This is a genomic window from Actinophytocola sp. (assembly GCF_035634895.1).
Taxonomy (GTDB): Bacteria; Actinomycetota; Actinomycetes; order Mycobacteriales; family Pseudonocardiaceae; genus Actinophytocola.
Genome location: NZ_DASQCC010000120.1, coordinates 42,473 through 66,447, shown reverse-complemented (window position 1 = coordinate 66,447; position 23,975 = coordinate 42,473). Strand labels below are relative to the sequence as shown.

The 23,975-nt window shown below is 73.1% G+C and carries 12 protein-coding genes; 8 read left to right on the top strand and 4 right to left on the bottom strand.

Features of this window, described 5'->3' with window-relative positions:
* From VET29_RS17415 to VET29_RS17385, 7 genes are all read left to right on the top strand, one after another.
* A partial coding sequence (locus tag VET29_RS17415) for a hypothetical protein (RefSeq protein WP_324921438.1) occupies positions 1 to 283 on the top strand: 283 nt, incomplete at its 5' end.
* A complete protein-coding gene (locus VET29_RS17410; protein ID WP_324921436.1) occupies positions 267 to 1,772 on the top strand; it encodes a hypothetical protein in 1,506 nt (501 codons plus the stop codon). The genes VET29_RS17415 and VET29_RS17410, both read left to right, overlap by 17 nt.
* Before the next feature lie 23 nt (positions 1,773 to 1,795).
* A complete protein-coding gene (locus VET29_RS17405; RefSeq protein WP_324921434.1) occupies positions 1,796 to 6,370 on the top strand; it encodes a DUF6603 domain-containing protein in 4,575 nt (1,524 codons plus the stop codon).
* Positions 6,371 to 6,392: 22 nt separating this feature from the next.
* Complete coding sequence (locus VET29_RS17400; protein WP_324921431.1) at positions 6,393 to 7,526, top strand: Kelch repeat-containing protein; 1,134 nt, start codon at positions 6,393 to 6,395, stop codon at positions 7,524 to 7,526.
* Complete coding sequence (locus tag VET29_RS17395; protein ID WP_324921429.1) at positions 7,523 to 10,588, top strand: hypothetical protein; 3,066 nt, start codon at positions 7,523 to 7,525, stop codon at positions 10,586 to 10,588. The genes VET29_RS17400 and VET29_RS17395 overlap by 4 nt, the downstream gene beginning before the upstream one ends.
* Entirely contained in the window at positions 10,572 to 15,536 is a 4,965-nt protein-coding gene (locus VET29_RS17390) for a hypothetical protein (protein WP_324921428.1), read from the top strand. Before VET29_RS17395 ends, VET29_RS17390 begins: the two co-directional genes overlap by 17 nt.
* The gene (locus VET29_RS17385) at positions 15,533 to 17,323 is read left to right on the top strand and encodes a hypothetical protein (protein ID WP_324921426.1); all 1,791 of its coding nucleotides are present in this window, start codon (positions 15,533 to 15,535) and stop codon (positions 17,321 to 17,323) included. Before VET29_RS17390 ends, VET29_RS17385 begins: the two co-directional genes overlap by 4 nt.
* A 16-nt stretch (positions 17,324 to 17,339) precedes the next feature.
* Here the strand turns inward: VET29_RS17385 and VET29_RS17380 are convergent, their stop codons facing one another.
* A complete protein-coding gene (locus VET29_RS17380; protein ID WP_324921424.1) occupies positions 17,340 to 19,241 on the bottom strand; it encodes a Xaa-Pro dipeptidyl-peptidase in 1,902 nt (633 codons plus the stop codon).
* Between the two features lie 205 nt (positions 19,242 to 19,446).
* Between VET29_RS17380 and VET29_RS17375 the strand changes: the two genes are divergently transcribed.
* Positions 19,447 to 21,072, top strand: a complete 1,626-nt coding sequence (locus VET29_RS17375) for a cellulase family glycosylhydrolase (RefSeq protein ID WP_324921422.1) — start codon at positions 19,447 to 19,449, stop codon at positions 21,070 to 21,072.
* 62 nt (positions 21,073 to 21,134) lie between these two features.
* Here VET29_RS17375 and VET29_RS17370 read toward each other — a convergent pair whose 3' ends face one another.
* The 3 genes from VET29_RS17370 to VET29_RS17360 form a co-directional block, all read right to left on the bottom strand.
* On the bottom strand, positions 21,135 to 21,644 hold the full coding sequence (locus VET29_RS17370) for a DUF5994 family protein (RefSeq protein ID WP_324921420.1): 510 nt from the start codon (positions 21,642 to 21,644) through the stop codon (positions 21,135 to 21,137).
* 24 nt (positions 21,645 to 21,668) lie between these two features.
* Positions 21,669 to 22,694 (bottom strand): fatty acid desaturase family protein, encoded by a 1,026-nt coding sequence (locus tag VET29_RS17365; protein WP_414636519.1) that lies wholly within the window; start codon positions 22,692 to 22,694, stop codon positions 21,669 to 21,671.
* Positions 22,695 to 22,797: 103 nt separating this feature from the next.
* Positions 22,798 to 23,904 (bottom strand): glycosyltransferase family 4 protein, encoded by a 1,107-nt coding sequence (locus VET29_RS17360; protein WP_324921418.1) that lies wholly within the window; start codon positions 23,902 to 23,904, stop codon positions 22,798 to 22,800.
* Positions 23,905 to 23,975 lie beyond the last annotated feature (71 nt).

Sequence of the window (23,975 nt, the reverse complement as noted above, 5' to 3'; positions counted from 1 at the left end):
CGCGCAGGGCCCGTCCTGGCTCGCGGCACTCGCCCGCAGCGCCCGGGACCCTGCCTACCGGCTCCCGCACGAGATCGCGGGCGTCACCCGCGCGGACGCGCTGGCCCGGCTGCGGGACGCCCTGGTCCAGCACGGCGGCGCCGAACTGCGCGCGGACGTCGAGCGTCACTACGACCTGGTGCTGGCCGCCTTCACCGGACACCACACCACGGGAGAGCTGCTGGACGCCATCGGCGGCGGAACACCGGTCAGGATCGGGGGCGGCGATGCCGAGAACGGATGAGGAGCTGGCGGCCGAGAACGCCCGGGTCGAGCAGGTCCTGGCCGGCGGAGCCCGCGAGCGGCTGTCCGCGCTGCCCGGGGTCGTCCAGGTGACGATCGGGCTCAGGGAGACCGGCGGGGTGCCCACCTCGGAGTTCGCCATCAAGGTGTACGTCGAGGAGAAGCGCCCGGTCGGCGCGCTCCCGCCCGACCAGGTGGTGCCGGCCCGCGTGGCGGACGTGCCGACCGACGTGTGCCAGGTGCCGACGGCCTCGCCCTACGCCAAGGCCGTCGGCGGCATCGTGATCACCAACGGCTACGTGATCCTGCCGTCGCCCGGCAACACCAAGATGGAGGCCGGCACGCTCGGGTTCGTCGCGGTGCGGGACGACAAGGACCAGAAGCCGGTCATGCTGCTCAGCGGGCACACGATGTCGAAGTACGGCGGTAAGGTCGGCGACTACGTCTACCACCCGAAGCCGGGCCCGGACGACGTGATCCACGACAGCGACCAGTTCCCCAGGAAGCCGAGGACGGCGTCGAACCAGGTCGGCTCGATCGTCAAGATCGTGGAGGCCGAGTCCGACGTCGTCGACTGCGCGATCGCGGAGGTGGACTTCTGCCACTCGAGCTGCTGCGACTGCGGCACCGAGTTCGACCACGTGATCCCCGGGCTGAACGTCAACGGCGGTGACGCGATCAGTGGGGTCACCGCCGCGACGACCCACATGCTCGTGTTCAAGGTCGGCATCACGACGGGGCGCACGGCGGGCATCGTCGTCGCGCCGAGCATGCCCGCCACCCTCAACCTGGACGGCGGCACGCAGAAGACCTACCAGCAGCAGATCCACATCATCAGCGTCGAGCCGGGCAAGCGGTTCGCCGACCACGGCGACTCCGGCGCGCTGATCGTCGACAAGCAGGGCCGCGCGGTCGGCCTGTTGATGGGCGGCCACCCGCCGCCGCCCGGGCAGGACGAGAGCACGGCGCCCACCTTCGCCAACCAGATCGCCCTGGTGACGAACGCGCTGAAGATCAAGCTGCCGGCCAAGGCGAAGCAGGCCGCGACCGCCACCACGGCGTTCCGGTCCGCGTCGTCGGCGACCGCGCTGCCGTGGCCGCTCGCGCCGCTGCACGACCGGCTCGGCGAGTCCGCGTCCGGCCGCTGGTTGCGGGCGGCGGTCGCCCGGCACCGCGGTGAGGTGATCGAGCTGGTCAACCACCGGCGCCGCGCCACCGTCGCGTGGCACCGGGGGCACGGGCCGGCGTGGTTCGCCGCGTTCGCGCGCAGTGCCCGGCATCCCGGCTACCGGCTGCCCGACGAGATCGACGGCGTCACCCGGGAGCGGGTGGTGACCGCGCTGTACGACGTGCTCGTCGCGGAGGGCGGTCCCGAGCTCGTCGCGGACCTGGTGGCACAGCGGGAGTTCCTGCTCGACGTGCTCGTCACGTGCGCCACCGTCGAGGAACTGCTGACGCTGGTCGAGCGGAGTCCGAGCCGGCTCGGGTAGCCGCGGAGAAGAGGGGGAGAGCGATGACCGTCCGGAGCACCTTCGGCAGTGCCGTGCTGGCGCTCGCCGGTCTGGTGCGGCCGATCCAGGAGCGCTTCGGTCCCGGTGGCCCGCGGGTGTTCGCGGCCGAGCTGGGGCTGGGGTTCCCCGCCTCGGTCGACACGCACGCGGCGATGGTCGACGCGAGTGCCCGGGCACAGCAGCATCTGCGTGCGATTCCCGCGCTGGCGGAGGAGCTCGTCGCGGCGGCCGACGACACCGCCACGGTCGAGAAGGCGGTACGGCTCGCGGCCGCCGTGGCGCTCGCGATCGAGGCCGTCGGCGCGGTCGGCGCGGCGTTCCGGACAGCCGGGGCCGGCAGTGGGATACCCGCGGCCGAGCTGGACGCCTTCGCCACGAACTTCGCCGCCCGCGTGCTCGACCACCTCCTCGTCAGCGAGGCAGAGGCACGACCCGGCATCGGTGAGGCACTCGAGTTCATCGGGGCGATCGAACGCACCGACGTGCCGGCGGGTGACGCCCTGCACCCGGCCCACATCCGCCGCACGCTGCACCTCGACCAGCTCACCGCGTTCCTCGGCAACCCAGGCGCCGTGCTGGCCACGCGTTACGGGTGGGGCACGCCCGGGTTCACCGGCACCGTGCTGTTCGCGACGCTCGCGAAGGTGTTGCGGGGGTTGGGTTTGCCGGTCATCGAGGACACCGCCGGCGCCACCCCGGTGCTCGACGTCGTGTTCGCCGAGCTGTCGCCACGCGGTGACGTGACGCCGTCCGGGCTCGCCGTCACCGTGACGAACCCGGTGCCGGCACTGCCACTCGCCGAGTTCGACGGTGGCGACTGGCAGGTGCGGATCGTCGCGACGGCGCCGCCACCGGTCGGCACCGAGCTGCTGCTGCGGGCCGACGACGGCATCACGGTCACCCTGCCGGAGAACGCCCGGTTCGAGGGCAGGCTGGCGGTCGAGGTCACGGCCGCGTCCCGGGACGGCGAGCCGTTCGTGCTGCTCGGCGAGGCGGGCGGCAGCCGGCTCGAGGCCCGCGAGCTCAGTGCCACGGCCGGTGTCGGGCTGCGCTGGGACCCGGCGACCGGCCAGGCGGCCGGCTCCGCCGGGCTGGGTGGTGAGGTGCGCGGCCTGAAGCTGGTGATCGACGCGAGCAAGGGCGACGGGTTCCTCGGCGCCCTCCTCGCCGGCGCGCGGCTCGAGGCCGGGTTCGACCTGTCCTTCACCGTCGACAGCGAGAACGGTCTGCGACTCGGCGGCAGCGGCGGCATCGAGGTGCAGGTGCCGGTGCACCTGGAGCTGGGACCGCTCGAGCTGCGAACCGTGTACCTGGCGGCGGGGTTCGCGGACGGCCACGTGCCGGTCGAGCTGTCGGCCGGGTTCGCCGCGAGCCTCGGCCCGATCCAGGCGGTCGTCGAACGGATGGGGGTGCTCGTCGACCTGTCCTTCCCCGACGGCGGCGGCAACGTCGGTCCGGCACAGCTGGACTTCACGTTCAAACCGCCGACCGGCGTCGGGCTGTCGGTCGACGCCGGGATCGTCGCGGGTGGCGGGTTCCTGTACTTCGACGAGGCGCGCGGCGAGTACGCGGGCGCGCTGGAGCTGGCGTTCGCCGGCTTCATCGACGTCAAGGCGATCGGGTTGATCACGACCCGGATGCCCGACGGCGGCAAGGGCTTCTCGCTGCTGATCGTGCTCGCCGCCGAGTTCGGCCAGGCCGGGATCCAGCTCGGGTTCGGGTTCAAGCTGCTCGGGGTCGGCGGGATCCTCGGGCTCAACCGCAGGATGGACCTCGACGCGCTGGTCGAGGGCGTGGTCACCGGGTCGATCCAGTCGGTGATGTTCCCGAAGGACGTGGTGGCGAACGCGCCGCGGATCATCAGCGACCTGCGCAGGTTCTTCCCGCCGGAGGAGGGCACGTTCCTCGTCGGCCCGATGGCGAAGATCGGCTGGGGCACGCCGACGCTGGTGAGCGTCTCGCTCGGGCTGGTCATCGAGGTCCCGCCGGGCAACATCGCCATCCTCGGGCTGCTCGAGTGCGTGCTGCCCAGCGAGGACGTCGCGTTGCTGGTGCTGCGGGTCAGCTTCGTCGGCGCCCTGGAGGTGGACAGGTCGAGGCTGTGGTTCTTCGCGCAGCTCTTCGACTCGCGTGTCCTCACCATGACCATCGAGGGTGGGATGGGGCTGCTCGTGGCCTGGGGCGACAACCCCGACTTCGTGCTGTCCGTCGGCGGGTTCCACCCCGCGTTCACCCCGCCGCCGCTGCCGTTCCCGGTGCCGCCGCGGATCTCCGTCGACATCCTCAACTCGCCGGGCCGGCTGATCCGGGTGTCCGGCTACTTCGCCGTCACCAGCAACACCGTCCAGTTCGGCGCGAAGGCCGAGCTGCGGCTGGGGTTCAGCGACTTCGGGCTGGAGGGCCACCTCGGCTTCGACGCGCTGTTCCGGTTCTCGCCGTTCTCGTTCGTCGTCGAGATCTCCGCCGGGGTCTCGCTGAAGGCGTTCGGCATCGGGCTGTTCGGCATCGACCTGAACTTCACGCTGGAAGGGCCCGCGCCGTGGCGGGCACACGGCCGCGGCTCGATCTCGTTGCTGTTCTTCGAGATCTCCGCGGACTTCGACATCAGCTGGGGCGAGGAACGCACCACCACGCTGCCCCCGGTCGCGGTCCTCGAACTGCTCGCCGCCGAGGTGCGCAAGCCCGAGGGCTGGCAGACGCGCCTGCCGGCCGGCGGGTTCAACCCGATGGTCACCCTTCGGCAGCTGCCGCCCGGCAATGACCTGGTGCTGCACCCGCTCGGCTCGCTGTTCGTCCAGCAGCGGGCCATCCCGCTGGGTGTGCGGCTCGACCGGGTCGGCGCGCAGCGCCCGAGCGACGGCAAGCGGTTCACGGTCACGCCGCCGGACGGCAGCGGGCTGGTGCGGCGGTCGGTCACCGCCGACAGGTTCGCGATGGCCCAGTTCCAGGACATGGACGACGCGGCCAAGCTGTCCCGGCCGGCCTACGAGGTCCAGGACGCCGGCCTGGAGCTGGTCGCCGCCGGTGGCGCGATCGCGTCGCCGCGGGTCGTGCGCCGCAGCGCCCGCTACGAGCTGCACATCATCGACAACGAGGCGCCGTCCGAGGTCGCCGCGGTGCGGGCGACGGCCGTGCGGGTCGTGCGGCCGCGGCGCGGGCCGAGGCTGTACAGCCCGCCGCCCGCGGTGTTCGGGCAGCTCCTGGCGGGGAGCAGCACGGCGAGATCGCCGCTGTCGCGGCAGGAGGCCGAGCAACGGCAGCCGTTCTCGGCCGAGGAGACCGTGCGGGTCCCCGGCAGCCGGTACGTGGTCGCCTACCTGCGCAACAACCAGCAGGCGTTCCCGCCGGCCACCGCGAGCGCGACGACGTCGAGCTTCCGCAGCGCGGCGACCGCACAGGACGCCATGGCGGACTGGGTCCACGCGGACCCGGGCCTCGCCGGACAGCTGCACGTCCTGCGCCAGGCCGAGGTGCCCGGCGGCGCGCTCGCCGAGCCGGGCGCCTGGTCGGCCGCCGGCGCGCCGCCCGTGGCGGTCGCGGAGGCCGACGCGGTGCGGCTGAACACCGGGCAGGTGCTCGTCGCCGGCGGCGCCGACGCGACCGGGGCGGTGGTGGCCGCGGCGACGGTGTTCGACCCGGTCACCCGCACCTGGGCGACACCGGCCGCGCCGCTCGCGACGGCCCGGCGGCGGCACACCGCCGTCCGGCTCGGCGACGGCCGCGTCGTCGTCGCCGGCGGCCTCGGCGCGGACGGCGCGCCGATGGCCGGCGTCGAGGTGTTCGACCCGGCGACCGGCACGTGGTCCAGCCCGGCGGGCGGCCTCGCGACCGCCCGGTCCCGGCACACGGCCGTGCCCGCCGGCGCGGGCGTCCTGGTCGCCGGCGGCACGGGTGACCGCGGCGCCGCGCTGGCGTCGGCCGAGCTGCTCGACCCGGCGACACTGGCCTGGACGGCCGTCGGGGCGATGACCGAGGCGCGGACCGGGCACGTGGCCGTGGTGCTCGGCACGGGCAAGGTCCTGGTCGTCGGCGGCGCGGTGCCGACCGGCGCGGGGGAGCGGGCGCTCGGCTCGTGCGAGCTGTACGACCCCGCGACGAAGGCATGGACCCCGACCGGCGGCCTCGCCGTGGCACGCAAGGGCCACCAGGCAACGCTCCTGCCCGACGGCCGGGTCCTGGTCACCGGCGGCGACGCCGTCCCGGCCGTCCCGTACCGCGTCGACAGCCTCGCCTCCGCCGAGGTGTACGACCCGAAGACCGGCGTCTGGAAGCGTGTCGACGACCTGCCCGGCGGCGGGCGCCGCGGCCACCGGTGCGTCCGCACCCCGCGAGGCGCCGTCGTGATCGGCGGCGTCGGCCGGCCCCGCGCCACCGCCGGCTACCGGGACGTCCTGGCCTTCGACCCGGCCACCGGCTCCTGGACCGCGACCGGCGCACTGGCCACCGGCCGGTGGGACTTCCCCGCCGTGGACCTGTCGGACGGCCGGGTGCTCGTCGCGGGCGGCCGGGCACTGACCGGACCCGCCGCGCCCGGCGCGGCCCAGCACGCCACGACCGCGGAGACCTACCTGCCATGACCCGAGTCGGAGGGACCCCTCGATGACCACCGGCATCCTCGCGACCGACGCATGGTCGGCCGCACCGGACTACGCCGTCGCCGCCTGCTGGCGCGGCCAGCACGACGCCCCGGTCGTGCTCGACGCCACGAAGATCCTGGTGGCCGGCGGCGCGGACGCCGCGGGCACGGGACTGCGGCAGAGCGCCGTGTACGACCTGACCCAGAACCAGTGGTCGCCGACCGCCCTGCTCGGCACGGCCCGGCAGCTGCACGCGCTGGCGCGCCTGCCCGGCGGCAAGGTGCTCGCCACCGGCGGCATCAGCGCGCCGGGTGGCGCCCCGCTGCGCACGGCGGAGATCTTCGACCCGGCGGCCAACACCTGGCAGGCCACCGCGCAGATGGCGGTCGGCCGCTTCGGGCACAGCGCGACCACGCTGTCCAACGGGCTCGTCCTCGTCGCGGGCGGCAGCGGCCAGCGGGCGGGCGGCGGGGTGGTCGCCCTGCGCTCGGCCGAGCTGTTCGACCCGGCCGACGGGACGTGGGAGACGGTCGAGACCGGCATGACCGACGCCCGCACCGGGCACACCGCCGTCGCGCTGCAGAACGGGCAGAAGGTGCTGGCCTGCGGCGGCAGCGTGCCGCTCGGCACGACCGACGCCGACCTCGCCTTCTGCGAGCTGTACGACACGGCGACCGCGAAGTGGGCGCCCACCGGGACCATGCGCCACCCCCGCGGCGCGCACTCCGCGACCGCCCTGTCCGCCACGACCGTGCTGGTCGCCGGCGGCCGCGCACCCGGCGCCGCCGAGGACGGCTTCGACCCGTTCGCCCGCGCCACGGCCGAGGTGTACGACCTCGCCGCCGGCACGTGGCAGGAGACGGCCCCGATGCCGGCGGGCCGGGCGTTCCACCGCGCGGTCCCGTTCGGGGCGGGCAAGGCGCTGGTGCTCGGCGGCGCCGACCACGTCGACAACGAGGCCGGCTACCGCGGCACCCTCCAGTTCGCGGCCGGCGCGTGGTCCTCGTTCGCCGGGCTCGACGAGGGCCGGTGGGCCTTCGCGGCGGCCGTGGCCGGCACGTTGCTGCTCGTTGCCGGCGGTGTCGCCCGCACCGGCCTGGCGGCCGCCGCGACACCCGTCGAGCTCACCGCGACCGCCGAACGGAGCGGCACGTGACCGACGGCGCCTACTCGTTCCTCGCGTGGCTGCGGACCGGGCTCACGACCAGGATCACCGGCGAGCCCGGCGCGGGCCGGGCGACCATCCCGGTCCAGCTCGACGTGACCGGCGACGCGCTCGAACCCGGCGCCGAGGCTCCGCACACCCTGGTCGAGCAACCGGTGCAGCTCTACGGGCCCGGCGACGTGATCGGGATCGACCCGAGGGCGATCTCGCGGATGGAGCCGCCGCCCTACGCCACCAACTTCGAGCCGAACTACCTGGCGCACATCGAGTTCTACGAGGAGGACTTCGCCTGGCGCTACAGCCCGGCCGCGCCGGCCGCCACCCGGCGGCTCACCCCGTGGCTCGCGCTGGTCGTGCTCGCCGCCGGCGGTGACGCGAGCCCGGCCGAGTTCGAGGAGGGCGACGCGGCGGGCGGACCGCTGCCGTTCATCACCGTCACCGCACCACAGGCCCTGCAACCGCCGGCGGAGCTGGGTGCGTTCGCGCACGTCCACGTCAACGGCTCGCTGGCCGGCCGGCTCGACGTGGACGACGCGACCCCCGGCGGCATGGACGGTGTGCTGTCCACCCTCGCCGAGGTGCTGCGGACCGCCCCGGACAGTGCCTGTTCGCGGATCCTGTGCCCGCGGCACCTGTTGCCCACCACCACCTACCACGCGTTCGTGGTGCCCGCGTTCGAGACCGGCCGGCGGGCCGGACTCGGCATCGAGCCCGGGGAGATCCCGGCGACGACCCCGAGCTGGGGCGTGCCGGGCATGCCGGCGCCCGGCCGGCTGCCGTACTACCACCGCTGGCAGTTCACCACGAGCCCCGCCGGCGACTTCGAGTTCCTGGTCCGGCTGCTCAAGCCCGTCGAGGCCGCGGAGCCGGTCGGCCAGCGGGACATGGACGCGCACCGCTCGCCGGGCTTCGGGCTGCCCGAGCTCACCACGCCGACCGTGCCGAGCGGCGTGCTGCGGCTCGGCGGCGCGCTCCAGCTGACCGGCGCGGACGACGTCATCGACCCGTACGAGAACTGGGACAACTACTACGGCCAGCAGAAACCCGAGGACCCACCCGCCCCGCCGTACCCGAACCAGTGGCAGCGCGCGCTGGCCGGGTTGCTCAACCTCGCCGACGCGTACCAGCACCAGGCGGTCGCCACCGCGAACACCGCCCTGTCGGCGCAGATCCCCGACCTGGCCGGCCAGGTCGACCCGGTGATCACCCCGCCGCTGTACGGGCGCTGGCACGCGCTCACCCCGACGCTGCTGAAAAAGCCGGACGGCACCGACCTGCCGGCGGCCGAGGTGCGCAACTGGGTGCACCGGCTCAACCTCGACCCGCGCTACCGGGTCGCCGCGCACTTCGGCGCGAAGGTCGTCCAGGCGCGGCAGGAGGAGCTGATGGCCGCCGCCTGGGCGCAGCTCGGTGACGCGCGGCGGGCGAACGCCTGGATCAGGATCGCCCAGCTGGCCAGGGAGGTCGGCGAGATCCTGCACGGCAGGCACATCGAGCCGCGAACCGGCCCGGTCCAGCTCGGCGCCGCCGCCGAGCCACTGGCGTCCGGCCGGGCACTCACGCTCACCGCGCCGGCCCACCCCAAGGTGCTCGACCGGCCCGCCGGGGCACGCGCGGCCGAGCCGGCCGAGGTCGTCGCCGTCGGGTTCAAGGTGTCGCGGAGCCGGGTCGCGGGGGCGCCGGTGTCGCCGGCCATGCGCCGCATCACCCGGCCGGGCGGGCGCCTGATGCGGACCCTCGACACCTCGCTGGACACGCTCCTCACCCGCATCGACGAGGAACAGGTCGCCGCCGCGCCGCCACTGGCCGCGCCGCCCGGCCTCGTCACGCCGGCACGGCTGGCCGAGCGGCTGCCGGGTGCCGGGCCGGCGTTCCGCGTCTCGGCCGGGACCGACGCGGATGCCCGGCCCCGGCTGGACGTCGCCGACACCACCACCGCCGTGCTGACCGGCCTCGACGCGAACACGACCGTCATCGACAACATCGTCGCGGCCGTGCACCTGCCCGCCCGGCTGGCGCCGAAGGACGGCGAGCTGACCGAGGTCATGGCCTACCCCAAGTTCGACACGCCCATGTACACCGAGCTGCTGAGGATGTCGACGGACACCTTCGTGCCCAACCTCGGGCTGCTCCCGCCGAACTCGATCACGCTGCTGGAGCCCAACCGCCGCTTCATCGAGTCCTTCCTCGTCGGCCTCAACCACGAGATGGCCCGCGAGCTGCTCTGGCGGGAGTACCCGACCGACCAGCGCGGCACGCCGTTCCGGCAGTTCTGGGACCCGCGCACGGCGCCGCCGCGGCCGGACGAGACCGCGGCGGCGCGGCGCGAACGGCTCTACGACATCCCGCCGATCCACGAGTGGGGCACGGGCGCCGCGCTCGGCGAGAACCCCAACCCCAGGCCGAAACCGGGCGAGCAGCCACCCAGGAGCGGCCTCGTCCTGGTGATCCGCGGCGAGCTGCTGCGGAAGTACCCGACCGCGGCGGTGTACGCGCACAAGGCCGAGTGGCCCGACAAGCCCGGCCAGGTCGACGACCCGGACAAGAGCGGCGAGCGGACGCTGGCGAAGCTGCCCGACGGCGTCGCCCCGCCGCACGGCCTGGTCCGGCTGCCGGTCTTCGAGGCCAAGGTCGAGCCGGACATCTACCTGCTCGGCTTCGACCTCGACGCCGCCGAGGCCCGCGGCGAGGACGGCGACCTCGGCTGGTTCTTCGTGCTGAAGGAACGGCCGGGTGACCCGCGGTTCGGGCTCGACGAGGACCAGCCGGGCCCGCCGACCCGCGTCGAGGTGTGGAACGACCTGTCCTGGGGCCGGGTCGACCCGGCCGGTCACGGGTTCGTCCGGTTCGCGGGCGGCCCCACGGTCTCGCTCGAGGAGTTCAACCACGACGAGGACGACCAGGAGAAGACCCTGCAGCGCGACGACGACGTGCGGGTCATGCCGTGGCAGCCGGACCTGTCCGCAGCCGACGCCGCGTACATCCTCTTCCAGGCCCCGGTCCTGGTCGCCATACACGCACAGGAGATGTTGCCGGATGCCGCTCAGCCTTGACTTCCCGGTGCTGCTGGGTCCGGTGCGCGTCGAGACCCGCTTCACGCAGACGGAGCTGCTGGTCCGCGTGTTCCCCGACGAGTGGTCGGTGAACAAGTTCGAACCGCGGCCGACGAAGGCCGAGCTGGCCGCGCTGGACGCGTACTGGGCCGCACTGTGGGCCTCCGGCGGTGCGCCGGTGGGGGAGCGGGCCGCGTGGCACGAGCTCGTCGCGCGGATCCCCGCCGGTCGTGCCGGCTGGCTGCTCCAGACCCGCAAGCCGGCCAACCCGGGCGACCGTCCACTCGGGACCCCGGCCGGCGCGGTCGTGCTCGTGGTCACGAGCCCGCAGCCGGTCGCCGCGAACGACCGGCAGCCCACGATCGCATACTGGACGGCGGTGTGGCGCGCGCACGGCGACCGCGCGAAGCGGCGGGCCGCCGAGATCGCGTTGCTCGCGGCGGTCGGCCAGAACCAGACCAGGGCGGCCGCCATCAGGTCGCGGCGGCCCTCCGGGGTGGACGCCGCACCCGCCACACCGGGCGACGGCGTCGTGGTGGCCTTCCTCGTGCTGCCCACGGTGGCCGCCGACCAGATCGCGGCGCAGTCCTGGACCGTCGCCGCCACCGCCGCGCTGCTGCCCGACCGGTTCACCGTGTTCGGGTACGCCGGCGGCACCCAGGTGTTCGCGAAGACCGGCCAGCCCGTGCGCCAGGGGCTCGCGGTCAGCCCGAACCCGAACGAGCCCGCGGCCTCCCAGCTCAGGATCGACGAGGCGACGGGCACGCTGTCCGTGCCGCCCGCCCTGCGCTGGCTGACGAGCTTCGACGAGGCCGTCGCCGCCGGCATGGGCATGCGGATCCCGCTGCAGGACGGCTTCCGCGACAAGGTCGACCGGCTCGTCGTGCTGGGGCTTCGCGAGCAGGCGACGCCGGCGCAGACGGCGAGCGCGCTGGGCGGCCTGCTCACCGACCAGCTCCGCAGCCCGTCCGGCTTCAGCCTGCTGCCGCAGGGCACGCCCACCAACAACTCCGACGAGCGCCCGGCCGGCCAGGACCCGGGGAAGGAGGCCGACGCGGCACTGGCGGCGACGCTCTCCCCGGCCACCGCGGCGGCCGGCTGGACGACCAGGACCGACGGGGAGTGGTTCGCCGAGCTGCTCGGCCTCGCCCCGGCCGTCATGACCGGGGTGCCGAACGCGGAGGGCACCGACCGGCGCGACGCGCGGGCCGCGCACACCGCCCTGTGGCCCGCGACCTGGGGCTACTACCTGCCGGCGCTGCTGAACGGCGTGCTCACGCCCGCGCAGGTCGAGGAGACCCGGCAGTTCTTCCTCGCCAACGTGTCCGGCCGGGGGCCGCTGCCCGCGGTGCGGATCGGCCGCCAGCCCTACGGGATCCTGCCGACGACCGTGTTCTCCCGGCTCGCGTTCCCCGCCGCCGCGACGCACCGGACCGCGCTCGACGCGGTGCTGAGGCAGGTGGCACAGTCATGGCACGACGCGCTCGTCCACGTCGCCAACCTCGACGAGCCGGGGCCCGACCGGCACCAGACCCTGCTGGACATCCTGGCGCTGCACCCGACCTCGGCCGAGTACCACTTCCGCTACGTCCAGAACGTGGCCGCGGGCGACGCGGCGCCGGCGGTGGCCGGGCTCGCCGACCCCGTCCGGGACCTGCTCGCCCGGCTCGGCGCCGGCCAGGAGGCCGACCCGGAGCTGCTGCGCGGGCTGTTCGCGGACGCGGCCGAGCCACTGGTCCCGCCGGTGGTCGACGACCGCCCACTGTCGGAGACGGACCGGATCCGCCCGTACACCACCGACGGCCGCGACTACCTGACCTGGCTCGCCGAGAGCGGGAAGGACACGATCCGCGACCAGCTCGGCTTCGCCGACGGCGTGCCGCCCTCGGCGCTGCTGTACCTGCTCGCGCGGCACGCGGTCATGCTGGCGCCCGGGACCGTGCCCGCCGAGCAGGCCGAGGCGCTGACGATCCTGGCCGGGCTGTCCACCGCGAAGCTGGAGCGGGTGTTCGCCGAGCACCTCGACTGCGCCACCTACCGCCTCGACGCGTGGCGGCTCGGGCTGGTCAACGAGCGGCTCGCGGAGATGCGGGCCGGCCAGCCCGCGGGCGGGGTGCACCTGGGCGCCTACGGGTGGCTCGAACACGTCACCAGGAACACCGACCCGGTGGACATGGTCGACGTGCCGGCCGACCTCACCGCGGTGTTCGGCCCCGGCCAGCTCCCGCACGACCGGAACAACGCGGGGTACGTCCACGCCCCGTCGCCCGCGCACGCACGCACCGCCGCGGTGCTGCGGGCCGGCTACCTCGCGAACGCCGAACCCGCCGAGCCGGGCGTGTTCGCCGTCAACCTCAGCTCCGAGCGGGTCCGGCTCGCGCTGACCATCGCGGACGGGATGCGCCAGGGCCAGTCGCTCGGCGCGCTGCTCGGCTACCGCTTCGAGCGCGGGCTGCACGACCGCGACGCCGGGCTGGACGAGCTCATCGCCGGCCTGCGCCTGAAGTTCCCGTTGCGGGCCAACAAGATCGACGACACGGCGATCCCGCCGGACGACGAGGCGGCCCCGCGGAGCATCGAGCAGGTCGAGGCCCGCAACGTGATCGACGGGTTGCCGCTGCTGCGTCACGTGAACGCCCTCCGGGACAGCGCCCCGCCCGGCACCGAGCACCCGGACGACTACCCGTTCGGGTTCGACGACCTCACCGCCGCGAGCCCGGCCCAGGTCGGCCACCTCCGGGCCGAGGTGAACGCGCTGCGCAACGCGCTCGACGCGGTGGCCGACGTGGCCGTCGCCGAGGGCGCGCACCAGGCGCTGCAGGGCAACACCGAACGCGCGTCCGCCGCGCTCGACGCGTACGCGAAGGAAGGGCTCCCACCCGCGCCGTCGGTGGTGGAGACACCCCGCAGCGGGACCACCCTCACGCACCGCCTCGGGCTCCAGCTCACCCCGGGTCTCGACCCGGACCACGGCGCGCCGATCCTGGGCCACAACAAGCCGAGGGCGCAGGCCGAGCCCGCGGTCAACGACTGGCTGCCCACCGTGCTGCCGAAACCGTCGGACGTCGCGGCGCTGGTGACCTGGCGGGACGAGGACGGGGACACCCACAGCCGCACCGTCACCCAGGCCGACGCCGGCCTGTCGCCGATCGACCTGCTGTGGGCGCTGCGCCCGGCCGACCAGGCCGCGATGACCGACCTCGACGACCGCGTCCTCGGCGTGGTCATCGACGACGCCAAGCCGCGGCCGGACTACGAGCTGCACATCGAGTACACCACCCGCGTCGCGGGGAAGGTCACGTTGTTCGAGGTGTCGCCGCTGGTCGCGGCGGTGCGCACGCTGCTGACGACCTCCCGGCCGCTGCGCCAGAGCGACCTCACGCCGGCCGCGGGCGGCGCCGCCGTCGACCGTGCCGCCGACGACGCCGTGTCACTGCCGAAGAAGCGGCCGTCCGCCGTGCTGGCGTCCCTGACCGGCCTGATCGAGGACGTGGCCGACTACGTCCATGATCTCGGCCTGCTCTACCCGGACGGCGCACCGCCGGCGCGGACCGCCGTGCTGAACGGCATCGACACCTTCCTGATCCGGTACGCGAAGCTGGCGGTGACCGCGAGCGGGTTCGGCCTGGTGCGCAGTGGCTGGGGCGAGCTGGCGCAGTGGCGGCGCGGGGTGTTCGCCGAGCTCCTGGCGGCGGTCGCGACACTGGCCGCCCGGATGGCGACCGCGCTCGCCGCCGCGAACGTGCTGCTCGACCAGGAGAAGAAGCTGCCGAACAGCCCGGCCGAGCCGCGGTTCCAACTGCTGGAGAAGGCCGAACGGCTGCTCACCACCCGGCCGGCGCCACGGGACCAGACGGCCAACCAGATGCGCAACCGGGTCACCGGCCTGAGGAACACGTTCGCCGGCGGCGTCACCGGGCTCAAGCAGCTGGCCGGCACCGACAAGCCGAACCTGAGCGACCTGCTCAAGGACGTCGCGGCGAAGCTGCCGCCCGCCACGGCCGACCCACAGGGCCTCGACCTCATCCCGTTCCAGGACCGGGCCGTGGCCTTCGCCGCGGACCTGCTGGCGCGGGCGAGGAAGCTCGTGGACGAGCTGGCCGCGCGGCGCGACGCCGCGAACAAGGCACTCCAGCTCCACGACACGGCGGCCACCGGGCCCGACCGGGTCCGCGCCGCCACCGACGCGCTGAAGGCCCTGCTCGGCGAGGACGTCCTGTCCGTGCCGGAGTTCACCCCGCCGCAGGCCGTCATCCAGCAGTGGCGCAAGGCACGCGCCGACAGCGACAAGCTGGTCGCCCACCTGAGGCCCGCGAGGGACTTCCCGGTCGACGACTGGCTGCACGGAATGGCGCGGGTGCGGGAGAAGCCCAGGCTGTGGGAGCAGGCCGTCGTGCTGTCCGACGCCCTCTTCGGGCCCTCCGGGCTGCTCGGCACCGGGCTGCCCAACCGGTCGGACCCGGACCTGTCGCCGGTCCAGCTGCCGTTCGTCCAGGGCGATCACTGGCTGGGCCTGGAGTTCGCGAAGGACCCGAAGCTGCCCAACCAGCTCGGCGAGGACCGGCTGCTGTTCACCGCGCACTACGCGACCGGGTTGAGCGGCGACCAGCAGTGCGGGCTCCTGCTGGACGAGTGGACCGAGGTGGTCCCCGCCGAACGCGAGACCACGGGGGTGGCCGTGCACCACAACGGACCCGACTCCGAACCGCCGCAGGCGATGCTGCTGGTCGTGCCGCCGGTGCGGGTCGCGGGCGGGCAGTGGGCGACCGCCGACCTGGTCGACGCGGTCACCGAGACGTTCGAGCTGGCGAAGACGCGGGCGGTCGAGCCAGCACACCTCGGCGCCACCGCGTTCGCGCACCTGCTTCCGGCGACCGTGCTGTCGGCGGCCCGGCCGGAGGAGACCGACCTGGCGGTGGCCAACCTGCGCTGGAGGGCCGGCCGATGACCGAACCACTGTGGAACCGGCTGGAGGGCCGCCCACGCACCACCGACTTCGACTGCGCACTGCACGCCGAGGTCCGCGACCCGCTGTGGCTGCTCACGCGCCAGTGGCAGCTCGGCGAGTTCCACGGCACCGACGGCGGCTCACCGGTGACCGTGACGTACTCGGTCGCGCAGTCGCGACCCAGCCGGTTCCGGCCACTCGACGGCCCCCCGGAGGGACTGCCGGCCGACCGTCCACTGGAGACGGTCGCGGAACGGCGGCGGCTGCCGTTCACCTACGGCGCCGAGAAGATCGCCTTCGACCTGCGGCTGGCGATCGGCCACCGCTGGTTCAAGCTGCTCGGCCAACTCGGGCTGCTCGGGCACGTGCTCAAGTTCGAGGAGCAGTACGCCAAGAAGTACCCGATCAGGCTGCCCACCGCCGCCGACGTCACACAGCGCGCCAACCCGGCCGTGTGGGCGACGATGCAGGCCGTCGCGGGGCGGCGCATGGACGGCTACGACCTGTACCTGTACGTGAAGGGCGGCGGCGAGGCGGACGACGGCATCAACACGATCCCGTTGCTGCACCACACCGCGCTGGTCAACGCGGGCAAGCGGCTGGTCAGCTGGTTCGACGCGCTGATCGACCAGCCGACGGGCGTGACGCCTGCGCGCCCGGACGGGAACGCGACCTGGGACCCGCGGCGCCTCGAGCACCGGTTCTCGGTGTCCGCGGCGATGCCGGGCGGTGTCGAGAAGGTGCTCACGGCACGCGAGTACCCGGGCGGCGAACTGGACTGGCACGCGTTCTCCGTGGACCCCGGCCCGCCGCTCGGCGGTGCGAAACCACCGGAGCCGCCACTGCACAGGACGGTGTTCCCGGCGCCGGTGCGCTACTCCGGCATGCCGCTGCCGCGGTGGTGGGCACTGGAGGACGGGAAGACCAACTTCGCCGCGGTCCGCCCGGACAGCACCGACCTGGCCCGCCTGGTGTTCCTGGAGTTCGCGCTGGTGTTCAGCAACGACTGGTACCAGGTGCCGTGCGACCTGCCGGCCGGCACCGTCGCGCGGATCCGCGGCCTGGTGGTCACCGACGTGTTCGGCCACCGGCAGTGGGTCACCCCGGCGGGCGCGGGCTCCGACGAGGACTGGCAACGCTGGTCGATGTTCGGCCTCGACACCATCGGCACCGACGAGGTGCCGGCGGACACCGACCTGTTCCTCCCGCCGAGCGTGCCGAAGGTCGCGGAAGGCCCGCCGCTGGAGGAGGTGCTGCTGATCCGCGACGAGAACGCGAACCTGGTGTGGGGCATAGAGCAGACCGTCCGCCTCCCCACCGGGACACCGCACCGCGGCAGCGAGGCGGCGGGGGAGGTCCTGGCCTACCGGCGCCGGCTGGCAGGTCCGCCACCCGCCCCGGACCAACCGCGCGCCGACCTCTCCTACGTGGCGATGAACACCATCCCCGAGCACTGGATCCCGTTCGTTCCCGTGCATGTCCCCAACGACAACCGCGAGACACAGCTCCAACGCGCCGCGCTGCCCGGCGCCGTCGACGGCGAACCGGTTCGGCCGCGAACCACGTTGCTACGCGAGGGTTTCGACCGCGGACAGCAGTACTTCGTCAACGAGGAGGAGGTGCCGCAGGCCGGCACCCGCCTGTCCGTCGCCTACAACCGCACCCGGTGGCGCGACGGCCGGGTGGCCATCTGGCTGACCGCCCACCGGGGAGAGGGCCGGGGGGAGGGCTCGAGCGGACTTCTCTTCGACCTCCTCGTCTCCACACCGAAGCCTGCCGAGGAATAGCGTTCACGGTGACCGGTCAGCCGTCCAGGCGGCCCGGCACGGTGTCCGGCTGGATCCGGGCGGTCGGCGGCCCGGCCGCCGACCGGGCCGCCGGCACGGTGCCCAGCAGCGGGAGCTGTACCGAGGTCTCGGCAAGGGCGATCGTCACCCTGGGGAGCTGTGCCGGGGTCGTGGTCATGCTGCTGTCGGTGCCGGCGATCACGAGTGCCAGCCGGTGCCCGGCGGGCACCGTCCAGTCCGCTGTGGACAGTCGGAAGGTCATGGTGTACCTGGTGCCCGGCGTGAGCGTGCGCGGGGTGCTGAGCGAGGCGTAGTTGGCGAGGTCGGCCCAGCCGCGGGCGATGACCTGGGCGTCCACCGTGGTCGTGGTGGCCGCCGTGTCGCGGTAGCAGGCGTCGTCGCCGGGCCGGTCCTCGCCCCAGCACGACTCGGTGGTCAGCGTCCGGATGCCCTCGCCGGTAGTGCTCCTGACCGTCGCCGTGCCGTAGTCGACGAGGTAGGCGGACAGGTGCGCGGTGGACGTCGACGGGGTCGCGGCCACCGTGATCCGGGAGACGCCGGCCACCCGCAGGTCGGTGGTCAGCGGGCCGGTGCTGTAGACCACCCGGCGGGTCGAGGTGGCGGTGGGGGTGGCGACATAGCTCGCCGGGGTCCCGGAACCGTTGTCGGTGAAGGAGGAGCTCGCCGCCGCGCCGGCCGTGGTCCGCAGCGTGCCCACGCCCGCCGTCGAACCGGCCACCGGGTACAGGGTCTGTGTCCGCGTGCCGGCCGGCGGCCAGGCGGCGGTGTCGCTCCACTGGTCCACGGCGCGCTCGACCGACACCCGCGGCTCGTTCTCGATCCCGTTCTGGATGCCGAGCAGCCAGCGGTCGAACCAGCGGTGCAGGGTGTCCACCCAGGTGGCGCGCCGGTAGTCGAACGGGTCGACGTGCCCGGTCTGGGACAGCCACAGCTTGCGTGGCACCGACGCCGGCAGCGCGTCCAGCCACTGACCCCAGTTCACCGGCTTGACGTTCAGGTCGGCGCGCCCGTTGACGGAGAACACCGCCGCCCGCACGTTCGCGGCACCGCGCACGTAGTCCCGCTGCTGCCACATCGCGGTGTAGTCGCCGTTGGCCGGGGCGCCCGCGGTCATCTCGGACCGCACGGCCCCGCACCGGGACTTCGCGTTGGCGTTCTCGAAGCCCGAGGCCAGGCTGGTGGGCGTGCCGAAGCCGTTGAACGACACGCCGTCGGACCGGAACCAGTCGTACCAGGAGCTGATCGCCGAGATCGGCACGATCGTGCGCAGCCCCTCCACCCCGGTGGCCGCCACGCCCTGGGTGATGCTGCCATCCCAGGACTTGCCGATCATCGCGGCCGAGCCGGTGGACCAGGTCGCGCTCACCACCGAACCGCCGGCGGCCGCGGAGTAGCCGGTGGCCCGGCCGTTCAGCCAGTCGATGACGGCCCTGCCCGACGCCACCTCGGACCGGCCGCCGGTGTCCATGCAGCCGGTGGAGCGGGACGACCCGCTGAAGTCGACCAGCGCGACCGCGTAGCCGCGCGGCACGAAGTAGTTGTCGTAGAACAGCGGGAACTTGACCGGCGCGCCGGCCGAGTCGTAGGACTTGCGCTCGCTCTCGTTGCCGCGGCCGGAGGTCGCGTAGTACGGGCTGGCGTCGATGATCACCGGCACCGGCTCGGCGACCGCCGGCCGGATGATGTCGGTGGCCACCCGGTCACCGACCCCGTCGGCGTCCAGGTCCAGGCCGATGTCCACCCACACGGTCTCGCGCACCGCGTCGGCGAGCGAGTGGATCGGCTGGGTCACCCCGTCCGCGACGGCGAACGCGGGGACGGCCGCCGACGCCGGCACGACCAGCAGCCCCGACAGCACCCCGACCAGCCCGGCGACCACCACACCTCGACGCGTCATGCCAGTCACGCTAGGTCACGGTCCGGGCCGCCCGGAAGGACCAACCGGTGATGCCAGTTGCCAGCTGCCGGTGTGGTCGACCGCGCGCGACGTTGACTGCGGCCGTTCCAGAACCCAGACTGGGAGCGCTCCCAAACTGAGCGGGTGTCCCGACCGGACCGGGTTGTCGCTGGGCCCCACCGTGTCGATGGAGGGTTGATTCGTCATGAGAAGAACCACCTTCGCGGGTGCCGTCGTGCTCGCGTTGCTCACCTCGCTGCTGGTGTTCGTCCAGCCGGCAGCCGCGGCCGTCGGGCTGCATGTCAGTGGCACGAGGATTCTCGAGGCCAACGGCAACAACTTCGTCATGCGCGGGGTGAGCCACCCGCACGTCTGGTTCCAGAACCAGACCGGCTCGTTCGCCGACATCAAGTCGTTCGGCACCAACACGGTTCGGGTGGTGCTCGGCAGCGGCCAGCGGTGGGGGCCGAGCACCGACGTCGCGAACGTCATCGCCCTGTGCCGGCAGAACCGGCTGATCTGCGTGCTCGAGGTGCACGACACCACCGGTTACGGCGAGGAGGGCGCGGCCGCGACCCTCGACCAGGCGGCGTCCTACTGGATCAGCCAGGCGAGTGTGCTGCAGGGTCAGGAAAGCTACGTCGTCATCAACATCGGCAACGAGCCGTTCGGCAATAACGCACAGGTCAACGCCACCTGGGCGGCGGCGACCAGCAACGCGATCGGCCGGCTGCGGGCCGCCGGGCTCGACCACCTGATCATGGTCGACGCGCCGAGCTGGGGCCAGGACTGGCAGAACGTCATGCGGGACAACGCGGCGACGGTGTTCAACAGCGACCCGGACCGCAACACCGTGTTCTCCATCCACATGTACGCCGTCTACAGCACCGCGGACTCGGTCATCTCCTACCTCGACGCGTTCCGCACCGCGGGACTGCCGCTGGTGATCGGCGAGTTCGGCAACGTGTTCCCCGGCGGGGACCCCGACGAGGACACCATGATGTCCCAGGCGCAGCAACGCGGCATCGGCTACATCGGATGGTCGTGGAGCGGCAACTCCGACGGCGCCCTCGACATGACGCTCAACTTCGACCCGGCCAGCCTCACCGCGTGGGGCGAGCGGATCCTCAACGGCGTCAACGGAATCCGGCAGACCTCGCGGGAGGCCACCATCTACGGCGGTGGTGGTGGCGACACGCAGGCGCCGACCACGCCGGGCACCCCGACCGCGTCGGGCGTGACGGCCGGCGGGGTGACCCTGAGCTGGGCCGCGTCGACCGACAACGTCGGCGTGACCGGCTACGAGATCTACCGGGCGACCGGCGCGAGCGGTGGCACGTTCGCGCTCGTGGGCACCTCGGCGGGAACCACGTTCACCAACACCGGTCTCGCCGCCGCGACCACCTACCGCTACAACGTGCGGGCGCGCGACGCCGTGCCGAACTTCTCGGCGAGCTCCGGCACGGTCTCGGTGACCACGCAGTCCGGTGGTGGCGGCGGTGCCTGCCGGGTGAACTACGCGGCGTCGAACTGGGGTGGTGGCAACGGTTTCACGGGAGGCGTCACCATCACCAACACCGGCACCGCCACCGTCGACGGGTGGACGTTGGCGTTCGCCTTCCCGTCCGGGCAGCGGGTGTCGTTGCCCGGCTGGGGTGCGACCTGGGCGCAGGCGTCCGGTAGCGCGAACGTGACGGCCGTGAACCTGGACTACAACCGCACACTCGCGCCGGGCGGCGCCACCCAGATCGGGTTCAACGGCACGTTCTCCGGCACCAACACCGCACCAACGTCGTTCACCCTCAACGGAAGCACCTGCACCACCGGCTGACGGACGCCGCGGGCGCGCCCCCCGTGCGGGAGGCGCGCCCGTGTCGGCCATCGGCCGGCGGTTCAGTCGTGCTGGTGCGCCGGACCGCCTTCGCTCTCCCACCGCTGCGCGGCGGACTCGCTGACCTGTCGCGGCACGGGGATGCCGCCGACGTCGAGGATGTCCGCCGGCCGGTCCGCGTTGTCGCGGTGTGCCGCGGTCATCATGGCGTCGTGGGCCGCTGGTTCCGCCGTCTCGGGTGGGACGACCAGCAGGCTGATCCGGCCGCCGTTCGACCCGGTCACGTGGACGATGTCCTTGTCCTGGTAGGTGAACCCCTCCAGGCGGGTCCGGCCGCCGTCGACCTCGACCCGGCGGGGCGCCGGATCCCACGAGGACAGTGCGTACGCGACCCGTACGACCCGGCCCAACCGGACGGCGAGGACCTCGGCCAGATCGGGTAGCTCGGCGGTGAGATCACCGGATCTCGGCCACCAGGCGCCGTCGACGTAGCCGGTGGCCGGGCCCTTGGGCTTGAGTCGCAACCGGAGCGTGTGCTGGACCTTGGGATGTGCTTGCGGGACCGATGTCATATCGGCCCTCCCGTCGATGTTTCGCTACTTGTCGGCCAGCCGCAGCGGTGCGCCGACGGCGTGGAGGTGCTGCAACACGTACCCGTAGGTGCGCAGCCACCCGCACTCGGAGTACTCGATGTTCTTCTCGCCGCAGAACGCACGCACGATCGGTTGAGCGAGGCGAAGGTTCGGCCGCGGCATGCTCGGGAAGAGGTGGTGCTCGACCTGGTAGTTCAACGCACCCAGGGTGAAGTCGACCCACACGCCGCCGCGGACGTTGCGGGTCGTGAGCACCTGCCTGCGCAGGAAGTCGAGCTTGCGGCCGGCGGCGATGGTGGGCATCCCCTTGTGTCCCGGCGCGAACGAGCATCCCATGTAGACACCCCAGAGACACTGGTGCACCAGGATGAAGATGATGCCGGTCAGCGGTGAGAGCACGAGGAACACCGCTGTCAGGTAGGCCGCGAAATGCCCTACCACCAGGAGGATCTCCATCCTGCGGGACCGAAGATCCTTGCTCAGCAAGGCTTTCACGCTGGAGATGTGCAGGCTGAAGCCTTCGAGCAGGAGGAGCGGGAAGAACAGGTAGGCCTGGTACTTGGCCATCCAGCGGAAGAAGCCGCGTCGTTCGGCGGCCTGCTCGGTGGTGAAGGCGATGGCGGGAATGTGGATGTCGGGGTCGTCGTCCTCGTGGTTGGGATTGGCGTGGTGTTGGGTGTGCTGCGCCATCCAGGAGCCGTAGCTGAGGCCGACCATCCCGCCGTGCCACAGGCCGATGATGTCGTTCGCCCGCCCGTTGCGGAAGATCTGCTTGTGTCCCGCGTCGTGGCCGATGAACGACAGCTGGCCGAACATCACGGCGAAGAACACGGCGAGGAACAGCTGCCACCACGAGTCGCCGACGTGGAAGAACGCGAGCCAGCCGCCGACGAAGGCGACGACGTTGAGGGTGATCTTCACGGCGTAGTAGCCGTACCGGCGGCGGAGCAAACCCGCCTGCCGGACCATCTGGGAGAGTTCGGCGTAATCTCGGCTGCCGACCGTCGTCGAAGTGTCGAGAGACGTCACGTATGCCACCGCTTTCTGGATGCGTCGAACTCGACACCAGGGTCTGGGGTGGCGTGAGAACCTGCGCGGGGCGCCGAACGTCCACCGCGTCGGTTCGTACGGCTCACCATACCCTAGTGCTGTGCGGTTGTTCTGCCGACGGCGCGAGGACCAGTTCCTCGAGTCGCCGGACGATGGTGGCCGGCGGGATCGCCCGTGGCCGGGTGAACACCGCGAGGAGCGTGTCCACGGACTGTGCGACGGTGAACATGGTGCCGGCGCGTCGCCTGCCGGCGAGGGGGAACGGTCCGCTGGCGATGGCGGCGCGGATGCCCCAGGCGAGCGCCTCGGCGTTGTCCGGGTCGACGAGCAGCACCCCGCCGCAGTCGGTCTCGGGCAGCCCGCCGTCGTTGGAGGCGATCACCCAACAGCCCGAGTGCTGGGCCTCGATCGAGACGATGCCGAAGGTCTCGTGCCAGTACTGGCTGTTGGACGGCATCACCACGATGTCGTGGTCGGCCATCAGCGCCGCCATCGCGGCCGGCGTCCGGCGCGCGCCGACCACGGAGATCGCCGGGTGCTCGCCGAGCAGGCGCTCGATGATCCTGCCCTGCGGCTTGTCCGCGCCGGCGGTCGTCGCGGTGAACGTGAGGTCGGCGTCCTGCTCGATGAGGTCGATGTGCAGGGCCGCCAACAGGGTGTAGACGCCCTTCTCCGGGCTGAGCCTGCCCGCGAACAGGACCCGTGTCCGCCCTGGCGGCCGGCCGGGCCGGGACCGCGTGGCGAAGCACGGCTCGGCGAACGGGTACACGACGTCGATGGTCGCGACGTCGACGTCCAGGTAGCTCGCCCACAGCGCGGCGGCGTACCGGCTGGTGGCGATGAGTGCGAGAACCCTGGTGCCCGCGACGGCGAACGCCCGCTCCCGCTCCCGGATGGGGGGCGGGTTGTGCAGTATCAGGAAGGCCGGGTTCCTGGTCGGGACCTGATGCGGCTCGTTGACGAAGACGACGGTGCCGTCGAGGTCGCCGATCTCGGCGAGTGTTGGCAGGGAAAGAAAAGGGACGCCGGGGAACCCGTCCCTGCCGTCGTCGCGGCCGACCGCGACCGTGACCACCTGTGCGGATATCCCGCGTCGTGTCAGTTCTCGTACCTGGCCGACGGTGTAGTTCTCGGAGCCACCGGTGCCCGCGGGCAGGGGGTTTCCCGGCGACCAGACGAACGATATCAACTCGCGAACCTCCACAGTAGACAGTCGCCACGTGGACGGGCGGCCGTGGCCGCTCGTGGGCCGGCCGGCCG